This window comes from Pseudooceanicola marinus (genome assembly GCF_020177265.1).
Taxonomy (GTDB): Bacteria; Pseudomonadota; Alphaproteobacteria; order Rhodobacterales; family Rhodobacteraceae; genus Pseudooceanicola; species Pseudooceanicola marinus_A.
This window is the reverse complement of record NZ_JAIVMC010000016.1, coordinates 34401-59610: the sequence shown is the minus strand read 5'-3', so window position 1 is coordinate 59610 and position 25210 is coordinate 34401. Positions and strand designations below refer to the sequence as shown.

The window sequence follows — 25210 nt, the reverse complement described above, 5'->3', positions numbered from 1 at the left end:
ACTTAATGAATCCCGACACGCCGACCCGGAGAGGCCCATGACGACACGCAGGATCTGGATCAACGCGCGACTGGCCGGTGAGGCCGCGCCGCAGCAGATCGAGACCGAAGGCGGCAAGATCACCGCCATCGGCCCCGATCTGTCGCAGGCGGGGGCCGAGGTGGTGGACCTGGGCGGACGGCTGGTGCTGCCCTCTTTCGTCGATTGCCACACCCACCTGGTTTTCGGCGGCGACCGCACGGGCGAGTTCGAGATGCGGCTGGAAGGGGCCGATTACCAGGATATCGCGCGGGCGGGCGGCGGCATCAAAGCCTCCATGCGGTTCACCCGCGAGCGTGATGTCGAACAGCTGGTGGCCGAAGCCCTGCCGCGCCTCGATGCGCTGCTGGCCGAGGGCACGTCGACCATCGAGATCAAGTCGGGCTATGGCCTCGACATCGAGAGCGAGCTGAAGATGCTGGGCGCCGCCAAACGCCTGGCCGCGCTGCGCCCCTTCCGTCTGCGCACCACCTGGCTGGCGGCCCATGCCCTGCCGCCCGAATACGAAGGCGACAAGGCGGGCTATATCCGCGAGGTCGCCATTGCCGGGCTGGAGGCCGCCCAGGCCGAGGGGCTGGTTGATGCCGTCGACGGCTTCTGCGAGGGGATCGCCTTTTCCGCCGAGGAGCTGGAGCCGCTGTTTGCCCGCGCGGGCGAGCTGGGTCTGCCGGTGAAACTGCATACCGAACAGCTGACCCGCTCGGGCGGCACCCTGATGGCCGCGCGCCATGGCGCCCTGTCGGTGGATCATTTCGAATACGCCACCGACGAGGACGTGGCCGCCATTGCCGCCTCCGGCACCGTCGCGGTGCTGCTGCCCGGCGCCTATTACACCCTGAACGAGGCGCAGAAACCGCCCGTCGCCGCCCTGCGCGCCGCTGGCGTACCCATGGCGCTGGCCACGGATTGCAATCCCGGCACCTCTCCCCTGACCTCGCTTCTGATGACCATGAACATGGGCGCGGTCCTGTGGGGGATGACCGTGGCGGAATGCCTGGACGCGGTGACGACCCATGGCGCCCGCGCCCTGGGCCTTGGGGACGTGACCGGGCGGCTGGCGCCCGGCCTGTCGGCGGATTTCACCGTCTGGGATGCGGAACGTCCCGCCCAGCTTGTCGGCCGGATCGGCCTGAACCCGATGCATATGCGTGTCTTTGAAGGAGCCGTCACCCATGGCTGAGACCAAGGTTGAACATCTGACCCCCGGCGCCGTGTCCCTGCGGGCCCTGGCGCGGATCTACTGGGACGGCGCGGGCATCACGCTGGATGACAGGGCCTGGCCCGCCATCGACGCCGCCGCCGCCCGCATCGCCGAGGTCGCCGCCGGAAACGCCGCTGTCTACGGGGTGAACACCGGCTTCGGCAAGCTGGCCTCGATCAAGATCGCGGTGGAGGACACGGCGACCCTGCAACGCAACCTGATCCTGTCCCATTGCTGCGGCGTGGGCGACCCGCTGGCGCCGGAGGTCACGCGGCTGATCATGGTGCTGAAGGTGATGTCGCTGTCGCGCGGCGCCTCGGGCATCCGGGCCGAGGTGGTGCAGCTGATGCTGGACATGCTGGCCCGCGATCTGCTGCCGCTGATCCCCGAACAGGGCTCGGTCGGGGCGTCGGGCGATCTGGCGCCGCTGGCGCATATGACCGCGACCATGCTGGGCGAGGGGGAGGCCATCTACCAGGGCCGCCGGATGCCATCGTCGCAGGCGCTGGCCGAGGCCGGGCTGGAGGCGATCGAGCTGTCGGCCAAGGAAGGGCTGGCGCTGATCAACGGCACCCAGGCCTCCACCGCGCTGGCCTTGGCGGGGCTGTTCCGGGCGGAGCGGGCGCTGATGACCTCGGTCGTGACCGGGGCGCTGTCCACCGATGCGGCCATGGGATCCACCGCGCCCTTCGCCGAGGAGATCCACACCCTGCGCGGCCATGCGGGCCAGGTGGAGGTGGCGGCCTCCCTGCGCGCCCTGCTGGCGGGATCGAAGATCCGCGAGAGCCACCGTGATGACGACGAGCGGGTGCAGGACCCCTATTGCCTGCGCTGCCATCCCCAGGTCGGCGGCGCTTGCCTGGACCTGCTGCGCCAGGCCGCCCGCACGCTGGAGGTGGAGGCCAACGCCGCCACCGACAACCCGCTGGTGCTGTCGGATGGATCGGTCGTCTCTGGCGGCAACTTCCACGCCGAGCCGGTGGCCTTTGCCGCCGACCAGATCGCCCTGGCCGTCTCCGAGATCGGCGCCATCGCGCAGCGCCGCATCGCCCTGCTGGTGGACCCGGCGCTGAGCTTCGGCCTGCCGGCCTTCCTGTCGCCGAAGCCGGGGCTGAATTCGGGGCTGATGATCGCCGAGGTGACCTCTGCCGCCTTGATGAGCGAGAACAAGCAGCTGGCGCATCCGGCGTCCATCGACTCGACGCCCACCTCGGCCAACCAGGAGGACCACGTGTCCATGGCTTGTCACGGCGCGCGGCGGTTGGGTCTGATGACCCGCAACCTTTTCAACATCCTGGGCATCGAGGCGGTGACGGCGGCGCAGGGGGTGGCCCTGCGCGGGCCGCTGGAAACCTCCGTGCCGCTGACGGCCGCCATCGCCGCGCTGCGGAGCCGCGTGGCGGAACTGGGCGATGACCGCTACATGGCGCCCGACCTGGCCGCCGCCCATGACCTGGTGGCGGAAGGCGCGCTGATCTTCGATCTGGGCGTGGCCCTGCCGGAGGTGGCGTGATGGATCCGGTTCAGATCGTTCAGGGCGACAGCCCGCTGGTGCTCGGCCTGCCGCATACCGGCACCTGGGTGCCCGAGGACATCAAGGCGTGCCTCAACGACGAGGGCCAGCTGCTGCGCGACACCGACTGGCATATTCACCAGCTCTATGGGGGGCTGATCGACGGCGCCACGATGGTGCGCGCCAGCTTCCACCGCTACGTGATCGACGCCAACCGCGACCCCTCGGGGCAGTCGCTGTATCCCGGGCAGACGACCACCGGGCTGGTGCCCGAGACGACATTCGACAACGTGCCGATCTGGGACGAGGCGCCCGACGCCGCAGAGGTGGCCCGCCGCGTCACGGCCTTCCACGCGCCCTACCATGCGGCGCTGGAGGCCGAGCTGGCGCGGGTGAAGGCGATCCACGGCTATGCGGTGCTCTACGACTGCCACTCGATCCGCTCGGTCATCCCCTGGCTGTTCGAGGGCACCCTGCCTGATTTCAACATCGGCACCGACGGCGGTACGACCTGCGCGGCCGAGATCGAGGCCGCCTGCCGTGAGGCCTGCGCCGCCACCGGGCAGAGCCATGTGGTGAACGGGCGCTTCCGCGGCGGCTGGACCACCCGGCACTACGGCCGCCCGGGCCGTGGCATTCACGCCATCCAGATGGAGCTGGCCCAGTCCGCCTACCTGGAGACCGAGGATCTGCCCTTCGAGGTGGACGCCGAGAAGATCGCCACGCTGCGCCCGCAGCTGAAGACCATCCTGACCGATATCCTGCAGGCCGCCGAGGCCGCCGCCCGGCCCGCCCCGCAGCTGCCGCGCCTTTGAGAGAGGACCCCAGACATGACCAACCCCCGCCACAACACCCGCGACATCTTCCCCCCCACGGGGACCGAGCTGACCGCGAAAAGCTGGGTCACCGAGGCGCCGCTGCGGATGCTGATGAACAACCTGCACCCCGATGTGGCCGAGAACCCGCATGAGCTGGTCGTTTACGGCGGCATTGGCCGCGCGGCGCGCACCTGGGAGGATTTCGACGCTATCTGCGACAGCCTGAAAAAGCTGGAGGCGGACGAGACGCTGATCGTCCAGTCGGGCAAGCCGATTGCCGTGATCCGCACCCATGCGGATGCGCCGCGCGTGCTGATCGCCAACTCGAACCTCGTGCCCAACTGGGCCAATTGGGAGCATTTCAACGAGCTCGATAAGAAGGGCCTGATGATGTACGGCCAGATGACCGCCGGGTCCTGGATCTACATCGGGGCGCAGGGCATCGTGCAGGGCACCTATGAGACCTTCGCCGAGGCGGGGCGTCAGCATTACGACGGCGACCTGACGGGCAAGTGGATCCTGACCGGCGGTCTGGGCGGCATGGGCGGCGCGCAGCCGCTGGCGGCGGTGATGGCCGGCGCCTGCTGCCTGGCCGTGGAATGCGACGAGACCCGCGCCGATTTCCGCATCCGCACCCGGTATTGTGACGAGAAGACCCACGACCTCGACGAGGCGCTGGCGATGATCGACCGCTGGACCAAGGCGGGCGAGGCGAAATCCGTGGCCCTGATCGGCAATGCCGCCGAGATCTTCCCCGAGATCCTGCGCCGCGTGCAGGCGGGCGAGGCGATGCCCAACGGGCGGCCCGACATCGTCACCGACCAGACCTCGGCCCATGATCCCTACCACGGCTATCTGCCGAAAGGCTGGACCGTGGCCGAATGGCGCGCCAAGCAGGAAAGCGAGCCGGAGGCGGTGAACCGTGCCGCGCGCGCCTCGATGAAGGATCACGTGGCGGCCATGGTCGGCTTCTGGAACGCCGGGATCCCGACGCTGGATTACGGCAACAACATCCGCCAGATGGCCCAGGAAGAGGGGCTGGAAAACGCCTTTGCCTTCCCCGGCTTCGTGCCCGCCTACATCCGCCCGCTGTTCTGCCGCGGCATCGGCCCCTTCCGCTGGGCCGCGCTGTCGGGTGATCCCGAGGACATCTACAAGACCGACCAGGCCATGAAGGAGCTGTTCCCCGAGAACGAGGGCCTGCACCGCTGGCTGGACATGGCGCGCGACCGGATCGAGTTCCAGGGCCTGCCCGCCCGCATCTGCTGGATCGGGCTGGGGGATCGTCACCGCGCGGGGCTGAAGTTCAACGAGATGGTGGCCAATGGCGAGCTGAAGGCGCCGGTGGTGATCGGGCGCGATCACCTCGACAGCGGCTCGGTCGCCTCGCCCAACAGGGAGACGGAGGCGATGCGCGACGGGTCGGACGCCGTGTCGGACTGGCCGCTGCTGAACGCGCTGGTGAATACCGCCTCGGGGGCCACCTGGGTGTCGCTGCACCACGGCGGCGGGGTCGGCATGGGCTTTTCCCAGCACGCCGGGGTCGTTATCTGTGCCGACGGCACGCCCGAGGCCGCCAAGCGGCTGGAGCGGGTGCTGTGGAATGATCCCGCGTCGGGCGTCTGGCGCCATGCGGATGCGGGTTACCCGGAGGCGATCGAATGCGCGAAGGAACACGGGCTGAACCTGCCCAGGATCCTCGGATGAACGGTAAAATTCACAGGGCGGCAGAGCGGCGCTTTGCCCCCTGGAAGAACGGCGGCGGCGAGACGGCAGAGGTGATCTGCCATCCCGCCGGCGCGGGGTTCGAGGATTTTCAGTGGCGGATCAGCACGGCGAAGGTCGGCGGATCCGGCCCCTTCTCGGTCTTTCCCGGGATCGACCGGGTGCTGACCGTGCTGGAAGGCGGCGCCATGGTGCTGCGGTTCGAGGACGGATCGGTGATCGAGACGGACCCCGAAAGCGGGCCGCATCCCTTCGACGGCGGTCTGGCCTGCGACGCGGAACTGCCGGGGGAGGGCCTGCTGGACCTGAACCTGATGGTGCGCGCGCCGCTGCGCGGGGTCGTGCTGCAACCGGGAGAGCCGGTGCCGGGTGCGGCTGTGCTGGGCGCTTACCTGTTTGCCCGCGAGGACCGGGCGGAGCTGGGTCTGGGGCGGTATGATCTGGTGGAGCTGGACGGCGCGCCGGAGGCGGTGCCGGACGGGTGCCTGTTGATCCTCATTCTTGAGAAATGACGGTTTTCCCTTTGGTCTGCCCTAAAGGTCGGAGGGCAGCGCCCGGCCCGAGCGTGGGCGTGTAGCGCCCGCCCGTCGAACTAGAGGTTCGCCTTCGGCGAAACGGGGCGGGTCGGGCGCTGCCCGCCGGGCGGGACATCGCGGATGCCTTCCTCACACCCCCAGGTGGCGCAGCAGCAGCGAGAACAGCTCGGCTTGGCTGCGCACCTTCAGCTTCTTGTAGGCATGTTTCAGATGCGCCCGGACCGTATGGTCGGTGATGTCGAAATCATGGGCGATCTGCTTGGCCGAATGGCCCTGCAACAGCATGTGCACGATCTCGTACTCGCGGTCCGACAGCACGGACCGCCCGAAGCTGGCCAGCAGCGCTCGGTTGCGCCCCTGGCCCGCGTCCACCAGCCGGTCCTGGCGGATCTGCCAGTGCTTCAGCGTCGACTGGATCGAGATTTCCGCGATGTTCATCAGCTGCCGCCGCTCGGCCAGGCTGAACCGAGGATTGCCGGCCATGCGCGAGAGATAGACGATGACGTGCCGCTCTTCGCCCGTGCGGATCAGGTAGCCGGCCATGTCGGACTGGCCGATCTGGCGATAGTAGACGCGAAAATACTCGGAGGCGCGGAAGTTGTCGGGGGCGATCTCGCGCAGCATGTAGAGGCCGTCGGGCCGGTCCTGCCGGTGCATGTTGTAGTAGGGGCCGAGCTGGAACACGCCGCTCATCCAGGTCTCGTAAAGTCGCGACCGCTGGCTTGGCAGCAGCTGATCACAGCGCACCGCCGGGGCCTTGTCGTGATCGCAGACGACGACAAGGGCGCTGTCGTTGGGAACCACGGCGCCGATATAGGCCAGCAGGGCCTCGTAGAACCAGGGCTCGCCGATGGCGGCGATCATGTTGCCCAGGGCCTGGGTCACCGCATCACGCGGCCGGGACTGCGGGGCGGTCGGGGGCTGGGTCATGCAAAGGGCCTGCGGCAAAGCCGGGAAGGTGTCAACGCCCCTGAGGGCCCGATGGCCCGGGACGGCCGGGCGGCCTACCCATTTTGGTAATCCCACATGCGGGCGCCACCGCGTACCCCTTGGGCTAAGGTGGGGGCCTGGTCCCCCGTGCGAACCACCCGGCCGCGCCTTCTCCCCTGCGCGGCCCCCAAGGCAGGACGATCATGAGAAATACCGACAAGGCCACCGAGTTTACCCGCGCCGCGCAGCAGGCGGCCAAGGACAGCCCGGTCTTCGACTGGGCCACCCGCGCCGATTTCGACGCCGCCGAGCGTGGCCTGATGCTGCGCCCCGCCGATCCGGCGATCCTGGATGACGAGGGCCACATCGTCTGGCACCACGAGGCGTTCGAGACCACGCTGGCCGAAGACGCCCCCGACACCGCCCACCCCAGCCTGTGGCGGCATGCGCAGCTGAACAACGTGCGCGGCCTCTTCAAGGTGACCGAGGGCGTCTACCAGGTGCGCGGCGAAAGCCAGGCCAACATCACCTTCGTCGAGACCGAGAACGGCTACATCGCCGTCGACGCCCTGACCACGGTGGAAACCGCCCGCTACGCGCTGGCGCTGATGCACAAGCATGTGGCGGAAAAGCCGGTGCTGGGCGTGGTCATCACCCACACCCATTCGGACCACTTCGGCGGCATCCGCGGGCTGGTCAGCGAAGAGGACGTGAAGGCCGGCAAGGTCCGCATCATCGCCACCGATGATTTCGTCCACTGGGTCATCAAGGAACAGGGCCTCGCGGCCGAGGGCATGCCCGCGCGCGGCGATTACATGTTTGGGGAAAACCTGCCCGTCGGCGCCACCGGCCTGATCGACAACGGCCTGGGCCAGGCGATCGAGGGCGGCACCGTCACCTTCATCCTGCCCACCGACGTGGTGCCCAAGGGCGGCGCCAGCTTCGAGGTGGATGGCGAGGTGATCGAGTGCATGTATGCCCCCGGCGAGGCGCCGACGGGCCTGCACGCCTACTTCCCCAAGCGCAAGACGGTGCATGTGGCCGACAACGCCTACATGTGCATGGTCAACATCTACACCATCCGCGGCGCCTTCCCCCGCGATGCCTCGGCCTGGGCCGACACGCTGGACCGCTCGCTGCGTTTCGATGACGCCGAGATCATGGTGGGCGGCCACAACTGGCCCGTCTTCGGCCGCGAGAACATGCTGAAATACCTCAGCCAGCAGCGTGACGCGATCAAGTACCTGCATGACCAGACCCTGCGCCTGATGTCGCACGGCTATGTCGGCGCGGAAATCGCCAATGCGATCACCCTGCCGCCCGAGCTGGAAAGCAACTGGGCGCTGCGGCCCTACTACGGTTCGATCAAGCACAACGTGCGCGGCATCTACGCCTATTACCTGGGCTGGTACGACGGCAACCCCGCCACCCTGGACCCGCTGCCGCCGCGCCCGCAGGCGAAAAAGACGCTGGAATACATGGGCGGTGTCGATGCCGTGATGGAGAAGGCGCAGGCCGATTTCGACAAGGGCGAATACCGCTGGGTCGCCTCGATCCTCGATCAGGTGATCTGGGCCGAGCCCGACCATGCGGAGGCGAAGGAACTGCTGGCCAAGACCCACAGCCAGCTGGGGTATCAGACCGAGAACGCCACCTGGCGCAACGCCTACCTCTCGGCCGCGCAGGAACTGCGCCACGGGTTGCCCGAGGGCGCCAAGAACCACCGCAACATGCGCGACGTGATGAAGGGGATGGACGCCCAGGACCTGATCGGCGCCATGTCGATCCGCCTGAACGGCCCCGCCGCCGTCGGTCATGACTGCGTGATCAACTGGGAAGTCTCGGACAGCGGCGATGCCTGCGCGATCGAGATCTCGAACTCCGTCCTCTACACCCGTGCCGAGCCGAACCCGGCGGCGGATGCCACCGTCACCCTCTCGCGCGAGCTGCTGAGCCAGCTGGCCCTGGGCGAGGCGGGCCACGACGCCCTGCTGGCAGGTGGCGCGCAGATCAGCGGAAAGTCCGAGGTGGTCAGCCAACTCTTTGCCATGCTCGACACCTTCCCGCTGTGGTTCCCGATCTCGACCCACCCGAAGAAGGCGCATGAGGATGAGTACCTCGGCTGAGCGGCCTTGAGCGAAACGCGGGCGGGCCCTTCGGGGCCCGTTCCTGTTTTCGGGGTGGGGCGCGCCGGCACCGCGGCTCAGCCGCCCAGGCGACCCTCGAACTCCGCCACCAGCTGATGCGCCTCGCCGGGGTAGAGCAGGCGGACATAGGTCACCCAGTCACCCTCGATCTGGGTCTTGCGCAGGATCTCCAGGCAGGCGGCGCCGACGGGCAGGTTCAGCGCGGTCGCATCGCGGCCCGAGACGTTGACGGCGCGCACGTGGTGGCGCGCGTTGGTCCAGGGCATGGTCTGCAACAGCCAGCTGCCCGGCACCTCAGTCGCGAAATCCATCGTTGCCGCATCGGGCACCACGGCCAGGTTGATGGCGCGGGTTTCCAGGCAGAAGGGGTCGTCGTTGGAATAGTGCAGCCCCTGCAGGAACAGGGTGTCCGCCGTGGCCTCGCCTGCATCCAGGTCCAGCAGGCGCTGGTCCTGGGCGGTGCCGGGGCGGGTGTCGGCGGACAGCAGGTGCCAGCGATAGCTTCGGCCCAGGGCCGCGACCTCATCCTGGATGTTGTTGATCGCCAGCACCGCCGCCTGCGCCCGGGGCTGGGCGACCACGGTGCCGGTGCGCTTGCGCCGGATCACGTAGCCTTCCTGCGCCAGCTGGGTCAGCACCTTGTTCATTGTCATCCGCGAGACGCCGTACTGCGCCGCCAGCTCGGTCTCCTTCGGAAGCTGATGGCCCGGGGGCCAACTGCCGTCGATGATCTTGCGGCTGATCTCGTCCAGGATGCGGGAATGAAGGGTCTCGGTCTGTGCTGCCGCCATGGTCGGGCCGGGTCCTGTCGGTCTGGGATCTGAAATGCCTGGCCGGCGAGGCCGGGGCAGCAGGGTTGAAATGTACAGACATGAGTCGGGGGAGACAATCGCCGGGACCCCGGACGGGGCGGGATGCCGTCACGACTGTTGCCCCCGCGACCGTTCGATTTGCTGAAATGCTGGGCAATTGGCGCGGCACCGGCCTGTTGCGGGCGGCCAAATCCCACGCGGCCCCATTGCACCCCGCCGTGTAATCCTGCAAACGTTTGCCAAAATTTGCCGGGGCTGCCCCGGGATCAACGTCTGGAACTTGCATGTCTGAACAGAAATACGACGCGCTGATCGTCGGAGCTGGCGCCGCCGGTGCCGTTGCCGCCCAGGAACTGACCGCACAGGGCCTGTCCGTCCTGATGCTGGAATCCGGTGAGCAGAAGAAACCTTCGGACTTCGTGAAGTCCGAGCGGAAGCCGAAGAACACGGTGAACCTGATGGACCGGGCCCTGGCCACGATGACCGGCCAGGGGGTGCAGGCGCGGGCGATGTTCTTTGCCCGGCAGTTCGCCAAGTTCTACGTCAACGACCGCAAGAGCCCCTATACCACGCCCAAGGATGCGCCCTTCCTGTGGGTGCGCGGCAACCAGGAAGGCGGCCGCACCCATGTCTTCGGCCGGGTGCTGTTCCGCTGGTCCGATGACGATTTCAAGCCCGCCAGCCGCGCCGGGCTGGGGCTGGACTGGCCGATCTCCTACGCCGACATGGCACCCTATTACGACGAGGTCGAGGAGGTCCTGGGCCTGCACGGCAACGCCGATGGCCTGACCGCGACCCCGGACAGCAAGGTGATCGCGCCGGTGCCGCTGACCGAGGCCGAGAAGACCTTCAAGGCCGATGTCGAGGCGGCCCACCTGAAAAAGCCGGTGATCCCCTGGCGCATCCTGCCGCCGCGCAGCGACCGGATGCTGGCGCCGCTGGCCGCCGCCAAGGCCACGGGCAAACTGACCGTGCGCTACAACGCCATCGCGCGCCGCGTGCTGACCGAGGGCGACCGCGCCACCGGGGTAGAGATCATCGACCGCGAGACCCGCGCGGTGCTGAGCTACCACGCCGACACGGTGGTCCTCGCGGCCTCGCCGATCGAGACGGTGCGCCTGATGCTGAACTCGAAAAGCGACACGCAGCCCCAGGGGCTGGGCAACAACGCGGGCCAGCTGGGCCGCTATTTCATGGACCAGGTGCCGGTGATCGGGCAGGGGGATTACCCACGGGCCAAGGGGCAGCAGACCTTCCCCGATTTCGACGATTACTACGGCTCCATCGGTGGCTTCTTCATCATGCGCGACGAGGTCCCGATGACCGAGCGGCTGGAGTTCGCCTCGCAGGGGTCCGTCGGCCGGGCCGACACCGCGACGCCCGATGCGCCGGCGCGGATCTCCTTCTTCTGCTTCGGCTCGATGCTGCCCCATGCGGACAACCGGATCACCCTGGATCCGAAGAAGAAGGACGCCTGGGGCATCCCCGCGCCGCATATCCGCTGCAAGATGCACGAGTACGAGGAGCTGTTGGCGCGGCGCACCGAGGACAGCATGATCGCGCTGATGGAAGAGCAGGGCGCGCAGCTGGAGTTCGTCGGCTCGCCCCTGGGTCTGCGCGAACTGGGTCGGGGTCCCTTCCCCGATGCCGACTGGCTGAGCCGCACGATGTTCCGGAAATTCTTCCATAAATCCATGACCATCGGGGCCGCCATCCACGAGGCCGGCGGGGCCGTCATGGGCAACGACCCGGCGCGGTCGGTGCTGAACGAATGGGGCCAGGTCTGGGACGTGCCTAACGTCGTTGTCAGCGATGCCAGCGCCTTCGCCAGCTGCGGCGTGACCGGCACCACGCTGACGGTGATGGCGCACAGCCTGCGCGTGGCGCGTCACGCGGCGGAAGAGCTGAAGGCCACGACCGACCAGGCGGCCTGAGCGGACTCACTACTGGGTCGGGCGGTCCGCCGCCCGGCCCCTGCGGGTCAGTCCCGCTTCGCCGGGGCCCCGACCGAGCGGCCGGCGAACATCTTCGCGGGGTATTCGATCAGCTGGGCTTCCTGCGGGCTGCCGTTGTCGATCAGGTCGACCAGCAGCCGCGCCGCATGGGCGCCCAATTCGCGCACGTTCTGATCGAAGGTGGTGATCGGCGGCTGCGTGTAGCGCAGCGCGCAAAGCCCGTCGAAGGACACCAGCGACACGTCGTCGGGGATCTTCAGCCCGGCCTCCTGCACAACGCTCTGGAACCCCATGGCGACCTCGTCCGCCCAGGAGATGACGGCGGTCGGGCGATGGTCCAGCGACAGGAACTCCCGCGCGGCGGCGCAGCCCGATTCGACATCGAAATCGGCGCGGTACTTCACCAGGTTCTCGTCCGATCCGAACAGCCGGATCATGGCAGAGCGCACCCCGGCCTCGCGCTGGCGGCTGTGATAGCTGCCCTGCGGCCCGGAGATGAAGAAGATGCGCTCGTGGCCCAGCCCGGCCAGCATCTCCACCGCTTCCATCATCGACTGACGGTCGCTGGACACGACGGAGGAAATGCCCAGATGCGTCAGGTCCTCGGTCAGGCTGACCACGGGAAGGCCCGCGTCGATCAGGCCGCGGCCGTTCAGCTCCATCGGGTTTTCCGCCAGGATGATCGTGCCCGACACCTGCCGGCCATAGACCAGGTCGAGGACATGGCCCGCCACCCGTTCGCTGTCGCGCATGTTGACCACCGACAGGGTATAGCCCAGTTCACGCACCGCCTGTTCGATGCCCAGCTGGGCGTCGTTGGCGACCGTGGTGATCTGCGTGCCCTTGTGGTGGGGCATGACCGCCAGGATCGTCTTCTGCTGGCCCAGGCGCAGGTTTCGCGCGGCGATATTGGGGTGATAGCCCAGCTCCTGCACGGTTTCGAGGATGCGGGCGCGGGTCTTGGCGTTGATCCGGTCGGAGAAGGCCAGGGCGCGGCTGACGGTGGACACCGACACCCCCGCCGCCTCTGCCACGTCATGCAGCGAGACGCTCTTCTGTTTCGTGTCTGACATCGAATCGCCCTTGTCCTTCATGACCTGCAAGATCCCTCGCGCCGAGCGGATTGGCAAACGACGAGGGGTGCAAACCGCATACGTGTGGCAAACGTTTGCAACATTGCGCTAAAATTTTGCGCATCTGGCAAGAAAAATCTCGTTCGGCTCCGGAAAGCTCTGCCGCTGACTCAGAAAAGCGCTTGAACGCTGCGGCAGTTTGGCAAACGTTACCACAAACAGCGCAAACAGGGTCCGTCGATGCCCGGCAAGAGGCAGGCACGGATCGGACAGGCCGCAAGGCACCGAATTCAAGGAACGGACTTTGACCGACCGAAACTATGCCGTCGATCTGATCACCTTCTACCACCCGGATTTCTGGGGGGTCGCGGATGTCGACGGGATCAATGCCCTGGCCGAGGCCGATCCGCGCGCCTTCTGGGACAAGATGCTGGAGGCCGTGGCCGAGGCGGGCGTGCGCGGGGTGGAAACCTCGATCGGGCCGCTCGGCTACAAGATGGCCCTGCGCGCCTACGGATCCGTCGAGGGCGTGAAGGCCCGGCTGGATGAGCTGGGCCTGGCGATCATCTCTGGCTTCTACCATGACTTCGAACGGTTCGGCGATCTGTCGGACCCGGCCGTGCGGGCCGAGATCTGTGCCGACGCCCATGCGCTGGCCGCCTTCCTGGCCCCGCTTGGCGGCCAGGCGCTGGTGATCGGCCTGCCGATGCGCCGCACCAAGGGCGAGGCCCCGGTGCAGTTCGTCGACATCGACTATGCTCGCCCGCTTGCGCAGCTGTGCAACGAGATCGGCGCCACCGTGGCCCCCCTGGGCCTGACCGCCGCGCTGCACACCGAAGGCCATTCGGTGATGTGCACCGCCCGCGACGTCGATCTGTTCATGCTGCTGACCGATCCGCTGTACGTCGGGCTCTGCCCCGACAGCGCGCATCTGCTACTGTGCGGGTCCGACCCTGTGGCCGTGCTGAACCGCCATGCCGACCGGCTGGTCATCACCCACTGGAAGGACGCCACCGCGCCCATGCCGCTGGACATCGTGATCGACGCGGACGTGCACGGCAAACACCGCGACTATTTCTGCACCCTGGGCCAGGGCCGGGTGCATTGGCAGGCATGGGCCGCAGGCCATGCCGCCGCCGGCTTCGAAGGCTGGATGGTGCTGGAAGTGGACGGATCGGCCGATCCCGTCACCACGATCCGCGACAGCCTGTCCTTCGTGGAAACCTCGGTCGCGCATCTGATGCGCTGATCGGGACAACAACAAAAGCTCTCCTCTCCTCCAACACAGGGAATGCCAATGAATCTCGTCTCCTCCACCGCCCTGGCGACCGTCCTGATGGGCTCGGTTGCCGTCGCGCAAGACGTCGAAGTGCAGAACAGCTGGGTCTCCGGGTCCGAGGCCCAGGGCAAGCAGGTCGTCATGGATGCACTGGCCGAGCGCGGCTTCAACTGGGTCGACGCCTCCGTCGCCGGTTATGAAAACGACGACGCGGCCTTCATGTCTCGCATCCAGGCCGGTGATCCGCCCGCCGCGAAGTTCTACATCGCCGGCCGCAACGCCGCCGACCTGATCGCCGGCGACCTGATGCAGCCGATCACCGAAGTGGTGAGCGAAGAGGCCGAAGCCGCGCTGCCCGAGCTGATCAAGACCGCCATGGGCGGATTCCAGGGCGATGACGAGTACTACTACTCGCCCATCTCCGTGCACGGCGAGAGCTGGTTCTTCTACTCCATCCCGCTGGCCGAACAGCTGGGCTATGATGAGATGCCCACCACCTGGGACGGCTTCTTTGAGATGCTGGATGCCGCGAAAGAGGCCGGTATCATGCCGCTCGCCTTCTCCGGCCAGTCCTGGCAGACCAACAAGGTCTTCAACCAGATCGCCGTCTCGATCCTGGGCGCGGACACCTACAACGACATGCTGCAGAACGCCAACGAGGACATCGTGATGTCCGACGAGTTCCGCCAGGCCATCGAGATCTTCGACCGTCTGCACGACTACGTGGGCGAGGGCATTTCCACCCTGAACTGGAACGACGCCACCGCCCAGGTCATCCGGGACGAGGCGCTGCTGCAGTTCCAGGGCGACTGGGCCAAGGGCGAATTCATCGCCGCCGGTGAGGAAGTGGGCGTTGACTATGGCTGCGCCATCACCCCCGGCCACCAGGACATGATGATTGTCGTCGATGCCTTCACCTTCCCCAAGGTCGAAGAGGGCACCGAAGGCCAGATGGCCCTGGCCGAAACCCTGCTGGACCCCGAAGTACAGAAGGGTTTCACCACCCTGAAGGGCTCCTTCCCGGCGCGGACCGACGTCGACATGTCGTCCTATGACATGTGCGCACAGCTGGCGAACGAGAAGATGAAGGCGAACGAGATCGCCGCGGACATGGCCATCGTCAGCCCGCGCTTCGTCCAGGGTGCCCTGGCCGATCTGATCAACGAATTCTGGGCGGCCCCCTATGATTACGCCGACTTCCAGGACGAGTTCATCTACGCGCTGAGCTACTGAGCCAGGCCGACCAAGATCGGGGTGGTGGCGCGCCGCAGGTTGCGCCATCTCCCATTCGCTCCGGTCCCCGCGCCCTCCCGCAGGGGCCGGAGCTTATTGACAAGTACCGCCGATGTATCGGCCCGAGACCCCAGGTAGATGAACAGACGAGCCCCATGACACCCAGAAGCGACACGCGGCCTCCGAGGTTCCGGAACTGGCCCGCCTTTATCTCCCTCACCCCGGTTTGGTTGACGGCCCTCGGCCTGTTCGTCGGCACGGCGATCTATACCTTCTATCTGTCCTTCACCAACTCGCGCACCATGCCGTCCACCGACCTGGTGGGGTTCGAACATTACGTGCGCCTGTTCGATGCGCGTCGCTGGAACACGGCGATGGTCAACATGGGCATCCTCTGCGTGACCTACGTGGTGGGCTGCCTTCTGCTGGGCTTCCTGCTGGCCGCCGCGCTGGATCGCAAGATCCGGTTCGAGAACACGCTGCGCACGCTGTTCCTCTATCCGCAGGCGGTGTCCTTCGTCGTCACCGGCCTGGTCTGGCAGTGGCTGATGAACCCCAACCTCGGCATCCAGAACACCCTGCAGGGCTGGGGCTGGGACAGCTTCCGCTTCGACTGGATCGAACACCCCGAGACCGCGATCTACGGCGTGGCCCTGGCTGGTCTGTGGCAGGGCGCGGGGCTGGCGATGATCATCCTGCTGGCCGGTCTGCGCGGCATCGACGGATCGCTGTGGCAGGCCGCGCGGGTGGAAGGCATCCCGCTGTGGCGGACCTACGTTTCGATCATCATTCCCGAGATGCGCGCCGCCGTGGCGACCGCCGCGACGCTGCTGTTCATGGGCATCATCCGCACCTACGACCTGGTCGTGGCGATGACCAACGGCGGGCCCGGCTCGTCCACGGAACTGCCGGCGAAGTTCATCATGGACAACCTCTTCAACCGTCAGAACATCGGCCTGGCCACCGCCGGCGCCTCGGTGCTGCTGATCACCGTCCTCGCCGTCGTGGTGCCGATCTTCTTCGTGCGCGCCGCGCAGCAGAAAAAAGCACGGAAGGGGCACTGACATGGCCACCGCGACCTTCAACCCCGAGGCGACGGGCCGCAAACCCGGCGGCATCGAACTGGGCCGTGTCGGCCTCTACCTCTTCCTGATCCTGACGGCCGCCTTCTTCGTGCTGCCGCTCTACGTGATGGTCGTGACCTCGTTCAAGGAAATGGACGAGATCCGCGACGGTCAGATCTTCCTGCTGCCGCAGACCCTGCACATCGACGCCTGGCGCGCCGCCTGGTCCACCGATTGCGGGCTGGAGACCTGTTCGGGCATCTCCCAGGGCTTCTGGAATTCGGTGAAGATCACCGTCCCGGCCACCGTGATCTCGGTGCTGATCGGGGCCTTCGTGGGCTACATCCTGTCCTTCTGGAAACCGAAAGGCGCCAACGTGCTGTTCGGGATCATCGTGCTGGCCGGGTTCATCCCGCTGCAGGTCTTCGTCTATCCGACGGTGCGCATCATCGCCTTCTTCGACCTCTACGGCACGCTGTCCGCGGTGATCCTGGTGCACGTGCTGTTCTCGCTGCCGCTGACGGTGCTGCTGTTCCGCAACTACTACGCGGCGGTGCCCCATGACCTGTTCCAGGCGGCGCGGATCGATGGCGCGGGCTTCATCCGCATCTTCTTCTCGCTGATGCTGCCCATGGCGATCCCGATGCTGGTCGTCGCCGGTCTGCTGCAATTCAACGCCATCTGGAACGACTTCCTGCTGGGCATGGTCTTTGCCGGGCGGGACAACCAGCCGATGATGGTGCAGCTCAACAACATCGTCAACGTGACCTTCGGTGAGGTCCAGTACAACGTCAACATGGCCGCCACGCTGCTGACCGCAGCCGTGCCCCTGCTGGCCTACTTCGTCTCCGGCCGCTGGTTCGTGCGCGGCATTACCGCCGGCGCCGTGAAAGGATGATCATGTCTTCTTCCCCCATTCTCGACATCAAGAACGCCTCGATCGCCTATGGCCAGAACGTCGTGGTGCCCGAGCTGAACCTTTCGGTGGAGCCGGGCGAGTTCATCGTGCTGCTTGGCCCCTCGGGCTGCGGCAAGTCCACGCTGCTGTCGGCGATCGCCGGGCTGACCGACCTGCATGACGGCCAGATCTGGATCCGCGACAACAACGTCACCTGGGCCGAACCCAAGGACCGCGGCATCGGCATGGTGTTCCAAAGCTACGCTCTTTACCCCCGGATGACCGTGGAACAGAACCTCAGCTTCGGGCTGAAGGTCGCCGGCACCCCCAAGGCGGAGATCGCCCGCAAGGTCGCCGACGCCGCCCGCATCCTGCAGCTGGAACCGCTGATGAAACGGCGCCCGTCGGACCTGTCGGGCGGTCAGCGCCAGCGGGTCGCCATCGGCCGCGCTCTGGTGCGTGACGTCGATATCTTCCTGTTCGATGAACCGCTGTCGAACCTCGACGCCAAGCTGCGGATGGAGCTGCGGATCGAGATCAAGCGCCTGCATGAGGATCTGCAGCGCACCATGGTCTACGTGACCCACGACCAGATCGAGGCGATGACCCTGGCCGACCGCATCGTGGTGATGAAGGCCGGTCACATTCAGCAGGTCGGCACCCCGTCCGAGGTCTACAACACTCCCGCCAACCTCTTCGTGGCGAACTTCGTTGGCTCGCCCTCGATGAACCTTCTGGACGGCACCCTGTCGGGCGAGGCGCTGACCCTGTCGGACGGCTCGGCGCATGCCATGGCCGGCTATCCCCTGAGCGACGGCGCGGGCGGCAAGGTCCTGCTGGGCCTGCGTCCGGAACAGCTGTTCGTGCTGGAGGGCGATCTGCCGGCGGGCGCCAACCGCCTGGAGGCGAAAATCGACATGTGCGAGGAGCTGGGCCCCAACTCGATCATCTGGTGCGAGATCGCCGGCAAGCGCTGTTCCTTCAGCGTGCCGGGCGCGGTGCACTACCCCTCCGGCTCGACCGTGCCGCTCTACTACTACCCCGGCACCGCTTCGCTGTTCTCGCAGGAGACCGAACAGCGGCTCTGAGCCAAAGAGATCCCGTTCGCGCCCCGGATTCCATCTCCCCCCAGGTCGCGAACCGGCGCGGCAGGCCGACATCCATCCCAGCCTGCCGCGAGAATACCTCCCCTGACTGCCTCCCTTCGGGGAGGCATTTTTTTGTCCGCAGGACGGGCGCCGGGCAGGGGGCACGCAAAACCCCCGGCGCCGCAGGGCCGCCGGGGGTTTGGTGTTTTCGGAGGTGGGGCGATCAGGCGCGCAGGCTGTCCAGCACCCGGTCCAGCATGGCGTCGCAGGCGCGCAGCTGGTCCAGTTCGATATATTCATCGGGCTTGTGGCCCTGGCCGTCCATCGACCCCGGCCCGCAGACCACGGTGGGAATGCCAAGCGCCTCGAAGAACCCGGCCTCGGTGCCAAACGCCACCTTGGTCACGCTGTTGGTCTGCGCCATGGCCTTGGCAAAGGTGGTCACCTCCGCCTCCTCGGCCTGGTCGAGACCGGGGTAGGCGTTGACCTCTTCCACCTCGATCCGGGCCTCGCCCTCGTAGGCGGCGCTGACCCGCTCGGCGGCGCCGTGGATCTGGGCGCGGATCGTGTCGGGGTCGTCGGCGGCCAGGTGGCGGAACTCGAACGCCAGCTCGGCCCGGTCCGGCACGATGTTCAGCGCGGTGCCCCCCGACAGGGTGCCCACGTGGATCGTGGAATAGGGCACGCCATAGGCCTCATCCCGGGCGCCGTCGCGCGCGTAGTGATCCTGAAGGGCCTTCAGCTCGCCGACGAAATCCATGGCCAGGTGCAGGGCGTTGGTGAACTGCGGCGCCAGCGCGGAATGGCCCGACTGGCCGTGCGCGATGGCGCGGAACGCCGCCTTGCCCTTGTGGCCCACGGTCACCTGCATCTCGCTGGGTTCGCCCACGAAACAGAGGCGCGGCAGGCCGATGGCGGGCTCCAGCTGGTCAATCATCGCCTGGATGCCGACACAGCCGATCTCCTCGTCATAGGAGATCGCCAGCTTCAGCGGTTCGGCCAGATCGGCGCCCGCCGCCTTGTCGGCGACGGCCAGCATAGCGGCGAGATAGCCCTTCATGTCCGTGGTGCCCCGCCCGTAAAGCCGGTCGCCCTCGCGGGTCAGCTGGAAGGGCGGGCGGGTCCACTCCTGCCCCGCGACCGGCACCACATCCGTATGCGCCGACAGCATCACGCCCCCTGCACCTTCCGGGCCAATGGCGGCATACAGCCCCGCGCGGTCGCCTTCGGGTGCCATCACCCGCGTCACGCGGAAGCCGCGCTCGGTCAGGTAGGTCTCGACGAAATCAATCAGGTCGAGGTTCGATGTCCGAGCGGTCGTGTCGAAGGCGATGAGCGTGTCCAGAAGGCTGAGGCTGTCCATGATCTTGTCGTGGGTCTTTCTGTGGTGCGGCGGCCGGGGTCAGAGACCCGCGGCAACCTCGGTTATGGCATCGCGCAGGATACCGGCAATCTCGTCGATCATGGGTTCGTCCATGATCAGCGTGGGCGAGAGGATCAGCACGTTGCCAAGCGGCCGGGCGATCAGCCCCCGTTTCTGGCAGGCGCGGGCGACCTTGGTGCCGACCTGGGCCGCATCCGGGTGGCTTTCCTTGCTGGCGCGGTCCTTCACGAACTCGATCCCCATCATGAAATGGCTCCCGCGCACCTCCCCGACAAGCGCGATGTCCGCAAGCTCGCGCAGGCGTTTCTCGAAATAGGCGCCGGTGGTGCGGACGCGCTCGGGGATCTGCTCGCGCTCCATGATCTCGATATTGGTCAGGGCGGCGGCGGCGGCGGCCGGGTGGCCGGAATAGGTCAGCCCGTGAAGGAAATAGCCGTCGGGGGCGGAAATCACGTCGTGGATCTCGTCCGAGACGATGGTGGCCGCCAGCGGCTGGTAGCCCGAGGTCAGGCCCTTGGCCGTGGTGATGATGTCGGGCGTCATGCCGAAGACGTCCCTTGACGCGAACATATGGCCCAGGCGGCCGAAGGCGGTGACCACCTCGTCGGCGACATACTTGATGGCATTGGCCTGGCAGACCTCCCAGGCGCGGCGGTGATAGCCCTGCGGCGCGGTGATGACGCCGCCGGCGCCCTGGATGGGTTCGGCAATGAAGGCACAGATGTTGTCCGCGCCGATCCGGTCGATCGAGGTTTCCAGGTCGAGGATCAGCGCGTCGAGGAACTCGGCCTCGCTCATCTCGCCGGCCTCGCGCCAGAAGTGGGGGCTGCGCAGGTGGTGCACCAACCCGTCGGCGGCGGAGGTCCAGCCGACCGAGTTGCTGGGCTGGGTCATCGCCATCGCCAGGTAGGTGGACCCGTGGTAGGCGCCGATCCGCGACAGCACCTGGCGTTTCTCGGGGCGGCCCTTGCGGATGTTGTAGTGGTGCAGCATCCGGATCGCGCTGTCATTGGCGACCGAGCCCGAGTTCGAGAAGAACACCTTGTTCAGATGCCCCGGCGCCAGCTGCGCGATCTTCTCGGCCAGGGCGGCGGCCTTGGGGTGGGTGAAGTTGTAGAAGGTGGAATAATAGTCCAGCTCACGCAGCTGTCCGGCGATCGCCTCGATCATCTCGTCCCGGCCGTGGCCGATGTTGACGCACCACAGACCGCCGATGCCGTCGATCAGCTTGTTGCCGTCGCTGTCCCAGACATGGGCGCCCTTCGCCCTGGAAATCACCGTGCGCGCGCCCTGCGCCTTCAGCGCGTCGAGGTCGGCGAAGGATTGGATCAGGTGGGCATCCTGGTCGAGGATCTGGCGGGTGTCGGGCATCAGGGTCATGTCGGTCTCTCCGGTCGGCGGGACATCTGGCGCGGAGGGACATACCCCCGCAATTCAGTTTCCACTTCTACGTTTCGCCGTTTAGGGGGTATATACCCCCAAGGAGGGATCCATGACCGAAGATAGCCCGCAACACCGCCTGGCGGCGGCCATCGACCGGCTGGGCACACCCGGATTCGAACCCGCGCTGGCCGCCTGGCTGCGCGCCGCCGTGCCCTTCGACAACATCACCATGCTGGCCTACCCGGGCCGCGACCGGCCCCGGGTGCTGCACCTCGATGCCGCCGATGCCCGGGTGCATGCCCGCCTTGGCTCGGCCTACCTGAAGGGGGCCTACCTGCTGGACCCGTTCCACCAGCTGCATGTCGACGGCGCGGCGGACGGGCTGTACCGGCTGGGCGACGTGGCGCCGGACCATTTCAGCCGAGGCGAGTATTTCCTGACCTACTACCAGGGCACGACCCTGACGGACGAACTGGCCTTCGTGGCACGGCCCGCGGCCGCGGTGACGGTGACGATCTGCCTGGGCCGCGATGCCTCCTCCGGGCGCCGGTTCAGCGCACGGGACATCGCCCAGGCGGAGGCGCTGGCGCCGGTCTGCCTGTCGCTGATCCGCCGACACTGGGCCGGGCTGGCTCCCACGGGTGCGGAAAACCAGACGTCGGCCAGTGTCGCTGACAGCCTGCGCGCCAATGTCGCGGCGCACCTGGGCATCGCCCTGACCCCGCGCCAGGCGCAGGTCGCCTTCCTCGTGCTCAAGGGCCATTCCACGGCCTCCATCGCGCTGCACCTCGACCTCAGCCCGGAAACGGTGAAGGTCTTCCGCAAGCAGCTTTACGCGCGTCTCGAGATCAGCTCCCAGGCGCAGCTTTTCTCTCTTCTTCTGCCGATGCTGGGCTCGCCATCGGGCCACTGACCTCCCGCGCCAGCTGGCCCGGCATGAACCCGTCGTGGAACCATTTCTGGGCAAATTCGACAAAGCTGCGCACCACGTTGGTGGTCTCGGCCTGGTGGGTCATCATCAGGCCCATCTTCATCGGCCGCAGGTCCCCCGCCAGCGGGATGAACCGCAGCGGCTTGCCGTCCGGCGACACGCCGTTCAGGGGCCGCATATTGGCAATGGAATAGCCGAAACCGTTGGCCACCAGGCTGCGCACCACGGCAATGTCGCGCGACCGTTCGGTGATTACCGGCTTGATGCCCTTCTCATGGAAGAAGGACAGGAAGTAGTCGGAGCTTTGCGGCAGATCCAGCAGCACCATGGGTTCGGTGCGCAGCTCCTCCACCGCGATCTCCTCGCGGTCCGCCAGCGGGTGACCGGCGGGGATCAGGACGAAGGGCGGCAGGTCGATCAGCGGCACGAACTTCATGTCCGGTGGCAGCACAAGGTCATAGCCCAGGGCCACGTCGATCTCCGCCCGGCGCAGGGCGCTGACCAGCTCGTTGGCGTCCAGCTCCACCTGGGTGAAGCGCGCCTCGGGGAAGGCCTCGACGAAGTCCTTGCGCAGGGGCGGCAGCACCACCTGGGCAAAGGTCAGCATGCCGCCGACGGAGATCGGGCCGCGCACGGTGCCCGAGATGTCGCCGGCCAGGTCCACCAGCCGGTCGGCCTCGCGCAGCACCACCTTGGCCTGTTCCATCAGCGTCCGGCCCGCCTGTGTCAGCGACAGCCCCTGCGCATGCTGGCGCACGAACAGGGGCATGCCGAATTCCGTTTCCAGCTGCGAGATCGCGGCGGAAATGGAGGGAGAAGAGACGTTCACCTTGCCGGCGGCCAGCATGATGCTGCCCGCGTCCCCCACGGCGACGAAATATTCGAGCTGCCGCAGGGTGTACCGGATCATGTTGGGCCTCTTCTCCACGGGATCAGGCCTGCAGCTTGTACTTGATCCAGGTGGTTTTCAACGCCGTGTATTTCTCCAGCGAATGCAGCGACAGGTCCCGGCCGAAGCCCGACTGCTTCATTCCGCCGAAGGGCGTCTGCGCCGACAGGGCATCGACGGTGTTCACCGACACGGTGCCGACCATCAGCTTGTCCGAGACGCGGATGGCGCGGGAAAGGTTGTCGGTCCAGACCGAGGCCGCCAGGCCATAGATGCTGTCGTTGGCCATGGCGATGGCCTCTGCCTCGGTGTCGAAGGGGATCACGGTCAGCACGGGGCCGAAGATTTCCTCCTGCACCAGCGCATCGTCCTGGGCCACGTCGGCAAAGATCGTCGGCGGCACGAAGCAGCCCTTGCCGTCCACGGTGACGCGTGCGCCCCCGGTGACGAGGCGCGCATTGGCCTTGCCGGCCTCGACACGGGCCATGATGCCCTGGGTCTGCTTTTCGTCCACGATGGCACCGATCATCGTGGCGGGGTCCAGCGGGTCGCCCGGCACGCGGGCCTCGGCGCGGGCCTTCAGCAGCTCGACGAACTGGTCATGGATCGACCGTTCGACATAGAGGCGCGAGTTGGCGGAACAGACCTCGCCCTGGTTGAAGAAGATGCCGAAGGCGGCCATGTCGGCGGCGGCTTCCAGATCCTCGCAGTCAGCGAAGACGATGTTGGGGGATTTGCCGCCCGTCTCGGGCCAGACCTGTTTCAGGTTCGACTGGCCCGAGTATTCCATGAACATCTTGCCCGTGGCGGTCGAGCCGGTGAAGGCCAGGCAATCCACGTCCATGTGCAGGCCCAGGGCCTTGCCGGCGGTGGCGCCGAAGCCCGGCACGACGTTGAAGACACCCGCCGGGATGCCGGCCTCTGTGGCCAGTTCCGCCAGGAACAGCGCCGACAGCGGCGATTGTTCGGCCGGTTTCAGCACGACGGAGTTGCCCGCGGCCAGGGCGGCGGCGGATTTCCACGTTGCCATGTCGAGGGGGAAGTTCCACGGCACCACGGCACCCACGACGCCCAAGGGCACGCGGCGCACCAGCGCCAAGTCACCCGGCGCGGTCGGGGCGACCTCGTCATAAAGCTTGTCGATCGCCTCGGCGTACCACTGGAAGAAATGGGCGCTGCCCGGCACGTCCACGGTCGAGGTCTCGGTGATCGGCTTGCCCATGTCGAGCGTGTCGAGCAGGGCGAATTCCTCCAGGTTTTCGCGGATCAGATCGGCCAGTTTCAGCAGCACGCCCTTGCGCGCGGTCGGGTCCATCTGCGACCAGGCGCCGCCTTCGAAGGCGCGGCGCGCAGCCGTAACGGCGGCATCCACATCGGCGGCGTCACAGGCGGCGACCTGCGTCAGCACCTCGCCCGTGGCGGGGTTGATCGTGTCGAAGCTCGCGCCCGAGATCGCATCGACGAATTTGCCGTCGATATAGGCCTGGTTGCGGAAGGTCAGGGCCTTGGCCTTCGCGGTCCATTCGGCATGGGTCAGGGTCATGGGATCGGCTTTCTGTCTGCTGTGGGTCCCGGCCCTGCGGCGGGCCGGGACGTCATGGGGTGGGGCGCCTTTGGCGCACCCGGGGGCGCATCACTCGTCGCCGGGGACGCCGTAGGAAGGCGCCTCGCGCGGGTCGATGGCGCGCTGCACGTAGGCGTCGAGCTGGGGCTTGTAGACCTCCCAGGCGGTGGCGATGTTTTCCACCGGGCAGTCCTCGGTCCAGTCGCAGCGCAGGTCGGCCACGGGCCAGGCCACCTTGTCCACCAGCTTCATGCCGGCCGAATGCACCGGACCCATTTCGCCGCCCGCGGCGAGACCCGCGCGCATGGCGGCGATCAGGCGGTCGCCCAGGTGGCCCTCCGCCTGTTCAAAGGCGGTGACGATGGCCTGGGGCACGCCTTCGTTCTGCAGCATGTTGCCGGCGGCCACGACGTCGGTGCCATGCGCCTCGGTGAAAATGCCAAGGGAGTTCGGGCCCGAATGGATCGCGGTGCGGCCCTGGGCGTCGACGACCAGCACCTGACGGTACTCGATGAACTTGCCCTGCGCCTGCACCTGCGCCACGGTCTCGGCGGCGGACATGCCGCCTTCCATCAGGTCGAGGGCCAGGGGACCCAGCGTCGGGTCGGTGACGTTCTGCGAGCTGACCGCGCCGACACCCGCCCGCGCATAGGCGCAACGCGCCGCCACGGCGGGGGAGGAGGAGGACACGGCAACCCCGAACATGCCGGTCTCGGCACAGCGGGCGACGAGGGAAAAGGTCATGCGA

General features: G+C 67.2%; 21 protein-coding genes. 13 read left to right on the top strand and 8 right to left on the bottom strand.

The window, feature by feature from the left end; translation table 11 throughout:
* The first annotated feature begins 37 nt into the window (after positions 1-37).
* From hutI to LC066_RS20190, 5 genes are read left to right on the top strand one after another with little or no spacing between them, the layout of a single operon-like run.
* Positions 38-1219 (top strand): imidazolonepropionase, encoded by a 1182-nt coding sequence (gene hutI, locus LC066_RS20210; protein WP_224903027.1) that lies wholly within the window; start codon positions 38-40, stop codon positions 1217-1219.
* Positions 1212-2753 (top strand): histidine ammonia-lyase, encoded by a 1542-nt coding sequence (hutH, locus tag LC066_RS20205; protein ID WP_224903025.1) that lies wholly within the window; start codon positions 1212-1214, stop codon positions 2751-2753. The genes hutI and hutH overlap by 8 nt, the downstream gene beginning before the upstream one ends.
* Positions 2753-3568: an N-formylglutamate deformylase gene (hutG, locus tag LC066_RS20200; protein WP_224903022.1), complete on the top strand. Its 816-nt coding sequence runs from the start codon at positions 2753-2755 to the stop codon at positions 3566-3568. The genes hutH and hutG overlap by 1 nt, the downstream gene beginning before the upstream one ends.
* A 15-nt stretch (positions 3569-3583) precedes the next feature.
* Positions 3584-5278, top strand: coding sequence for a urocanate hydratase (hutU, locus tag LC066_RS20195; RefSeq protein WP_224903019.1), 1695 nt, complete (start codon positions 3584-3586; stop codon positions 5276-5278).
* Positions 5275-5808, top strand: coding sequence for a HutD family protein (locus LC066_RS20190; RefSeq protein ID WP_224903016.1), 534 nt, complete (start codon positions 5275-5277; stop codon positions 5806-5808). The genes hutU and LC066_RS20190 overlap by 4 nt, the downstream gene beginning before the upstream one ends.
* Before the next feature lie 153 nt (positions 5809-5961).
* Here the strand turns inward: LC066_RS20190 and LC066_RS20185 are convergent, their stop codons facing one another.
* Positions 5962-6762: a helix-turn-helix transcriptional regulator gene (locus LC066_RS20185; protein ID WP_224903014.1), complete on the bottom strand. Its 801-nt coding sequence runs from the start codon at positions 6760-6762 to the stop codon at positions 5962-5964.
* Positions 6763-6965: 203 nt separating this feature from the next.
* On the opposite strand from LC066_RS20185, the gene LC066_RS20180 reads away from it, so the two are divergent.
* A complete protein-coding gene (locus LC066_RS20180) occupies positions 6966-8888 on the top strand; it encodes an alkyl/aryl-sulfatase (protein ID WP_224903011.1) in 1923 nt (640 codons plus the stop codon).
* A gap of 77 nt (positions 8889-8965) precedes the next feature.
* Here the strand turns inward: LC066_RS20180 and LC066_RS20175 are convergent, their stop codons facing one another.
* On the bottom strand, positions 8966-9700 hold the full coding sequence (locus LC066_RS20175) for a UTRA domain-containing protein (RefSeq protein ID WP_224903008.1): 735 nt from the start codon (positions 9698-9700) through the stop codon (positions 8966-8968).
* A 305-nt stretch (positions 9701-10005) separates the two neighbouring features.
* On the opposite strand from LC066_RS20175, the gene LC066_RS20170 reads away from it, so the two are divergent.
* Positions 10006-11655, top strand: a complete 1650-nt coding sequence (locus LC066_RS20170) for a GMC oxidoreductase (RefSeq protein ID WP_224903005.1) — start codon at positions 10006-10008, stop codon at positions 11653-11655.
* 47 nt (positions 11656-11702) lie between these two features.
* On the opposite strand, the gene LC066_RS20165 is transcribed toward LC066_RS20170, so the two are convergent.
* The gene (locus LC066_RS20165) at positions 11703-12749 is read right to left on the bottom strand and encodes a LacI family DNA-binding transcriptional regulator (RefSeq protein ID WP_222481245.1); all 1047 of its coding nucleotides are present in this window, start codon (positions 12747-12749) and stop codon (positions 11703-11705) included.
* A 304-nt stretch (positions 12750-13053) separates the two neighbouring features.
* On the opposite strand from LC066_RS20165, the gene LC066_RS20160 reads away from it, so the two are divergent.
* From LC066_RS20160 to LC066_RS20140, 5 genes are all read left to right on the top strand, one after another.
* A complete protein-coding gene (locus LC066_RS20160; protein ID WP_224903002.1) occupies positions 13054-13998 on the top strand; it encodes a sugar phosphate isomerase/epimerase family protein in 945 nt (314 codons plus the stop codon).
* A gap of 42 nt (positions 13999-14040) precedes the next feature.
* Entirely contained in the window at positions 14041-15261 is a 1221-nt protein-coding gene (locus tag LC066_RS20155; protein WP_224902999.1) for an ABC transporter substrate-binding protein, read from the top strand.
* Between the two features lie 230 nt (positions 15262-15491).
* Positions 15492-16325: a carbohydrate ABC transporter permease gene (locus LC066_RS20150; RefSeq protein ID WP_224902996.1), complete on the top strand. Its 834-nt coding sequence runs from the start codon at positions 15492-15494 to the stop codon at positions 16323-16325.
* Between the two features lies 1 nt (position 16326).
* Positions 16327-17223, top strand: a complete 897-nt coding sequence (locus LC066_RS20145; protein WP_224902994.1) for a carbohydrate ABC transporter permease — start codon at positions 16327-16329, stop codon at positions 17221-17223.
* Between the two features lie 2 nt (positions 17224-17225).
* Positions 17226-18311, top strand: coding sequence for an ABC transporter ATP-binding protein (locus LC066_RS20140; RefSeq protein WP_224902991.1), 1086 nt, complete (start codon positions 17226-17228; stop codon positions 18309-18311).
* 223 nt (positions 18312-18534) lie between these two features.
* Here LC066_RS20140 and argE read toward each other — a convergent pair whose 3' ends face one another.
* Together argE and LC066_RS20130 are read right to left on the bottom strand one after the other, a co-directional pair.
* Positions 18535-19674: an acetylornithine deacetylase gene (gene argE / locus LC066_RS20135; protein WP_224902988.1), complete on the bottom strand. Its 1140-nt coding sequence runs from the start codon at positions 19672-19674 to the stop codon at positions 18535-18537.
* A 39-nt stretch (positions 19675-19713) separates the two neighbouring features.
* Entirely contained in the window at positions 19714-21075 is a 1362-nt protein-coding gene (locus LC066_RS20130; protein ID WP_224902985.1) for an aminotransferase class III-fold pyridoxal phosphate-dependent enzyme, read from the bottom strand.
* 112 nt (positions 21076-21187) lie between these two features.
* On the opposite strand from LC066_RS20130, the gene LC066_RS20125 reads away from it, so the two are divergent.
* Positions 21188-21991 (top strand): helix-turn-helix transcriptional regulator, encoded by an 804-nt coding sequence (locus LC066_RS20125; RefSeq protein ID WP_224902982.1) that lies wholly within the window; start codon positions 21188-21190, stop codon positions 21989-21991.
* On the opposite strand, the gene LC066_RS20120 is transcribed toward LC066_RS20125, so the two are convergent.
* The 3 genes from LC066_RS20120 to LC066_RS20110 all read right to left on the bottom strand — a co-directional run bounded on the left by LC066_RS20120 (position 21927) and on the right by LC066_RS20110 (position 25206).
* A complete protein-coding gene (locus LC066_RS20120; protein ID WP_222481339.1) occupies positions 21927-22919 on the bottom strand; it encodes a LysR substrate-binding domain-containing protein in 993 nt (330 codons plus the stop codon). The two genes, LC066_RS20125 and LC066_RS20120, sit on opposite strands and share 65 nt — an antisense overlap.
* A 22-nt stretch (positions 22920-22941) precedes the next feature.
* Complete coding sequence (locus LC066_RS20115) at positions 22942-24441, bottom strand: aldehyde dehydrogenase (RefSeq protein ID WP_224902979.1); 1500 nt, start codon at positions 24439-24441, stop codon at positions 22942-22944.
* A gap of 90 nt (positions 24442-24531) precedes the next feature.
* Positions 24532-25206 (bottom strand): DUF1028 domain-containing protein, encoded by a 675-nt coding sequence (locus tag LC066_RS20110; RefSeq protein ID WP_224902976.1) that lies wholly within the window; start codon positions 25204-25206, stop codon positions 24532-24534.
* Between the last annotated feature and the right edge of the window lie 4 nt (positions 25207-25210).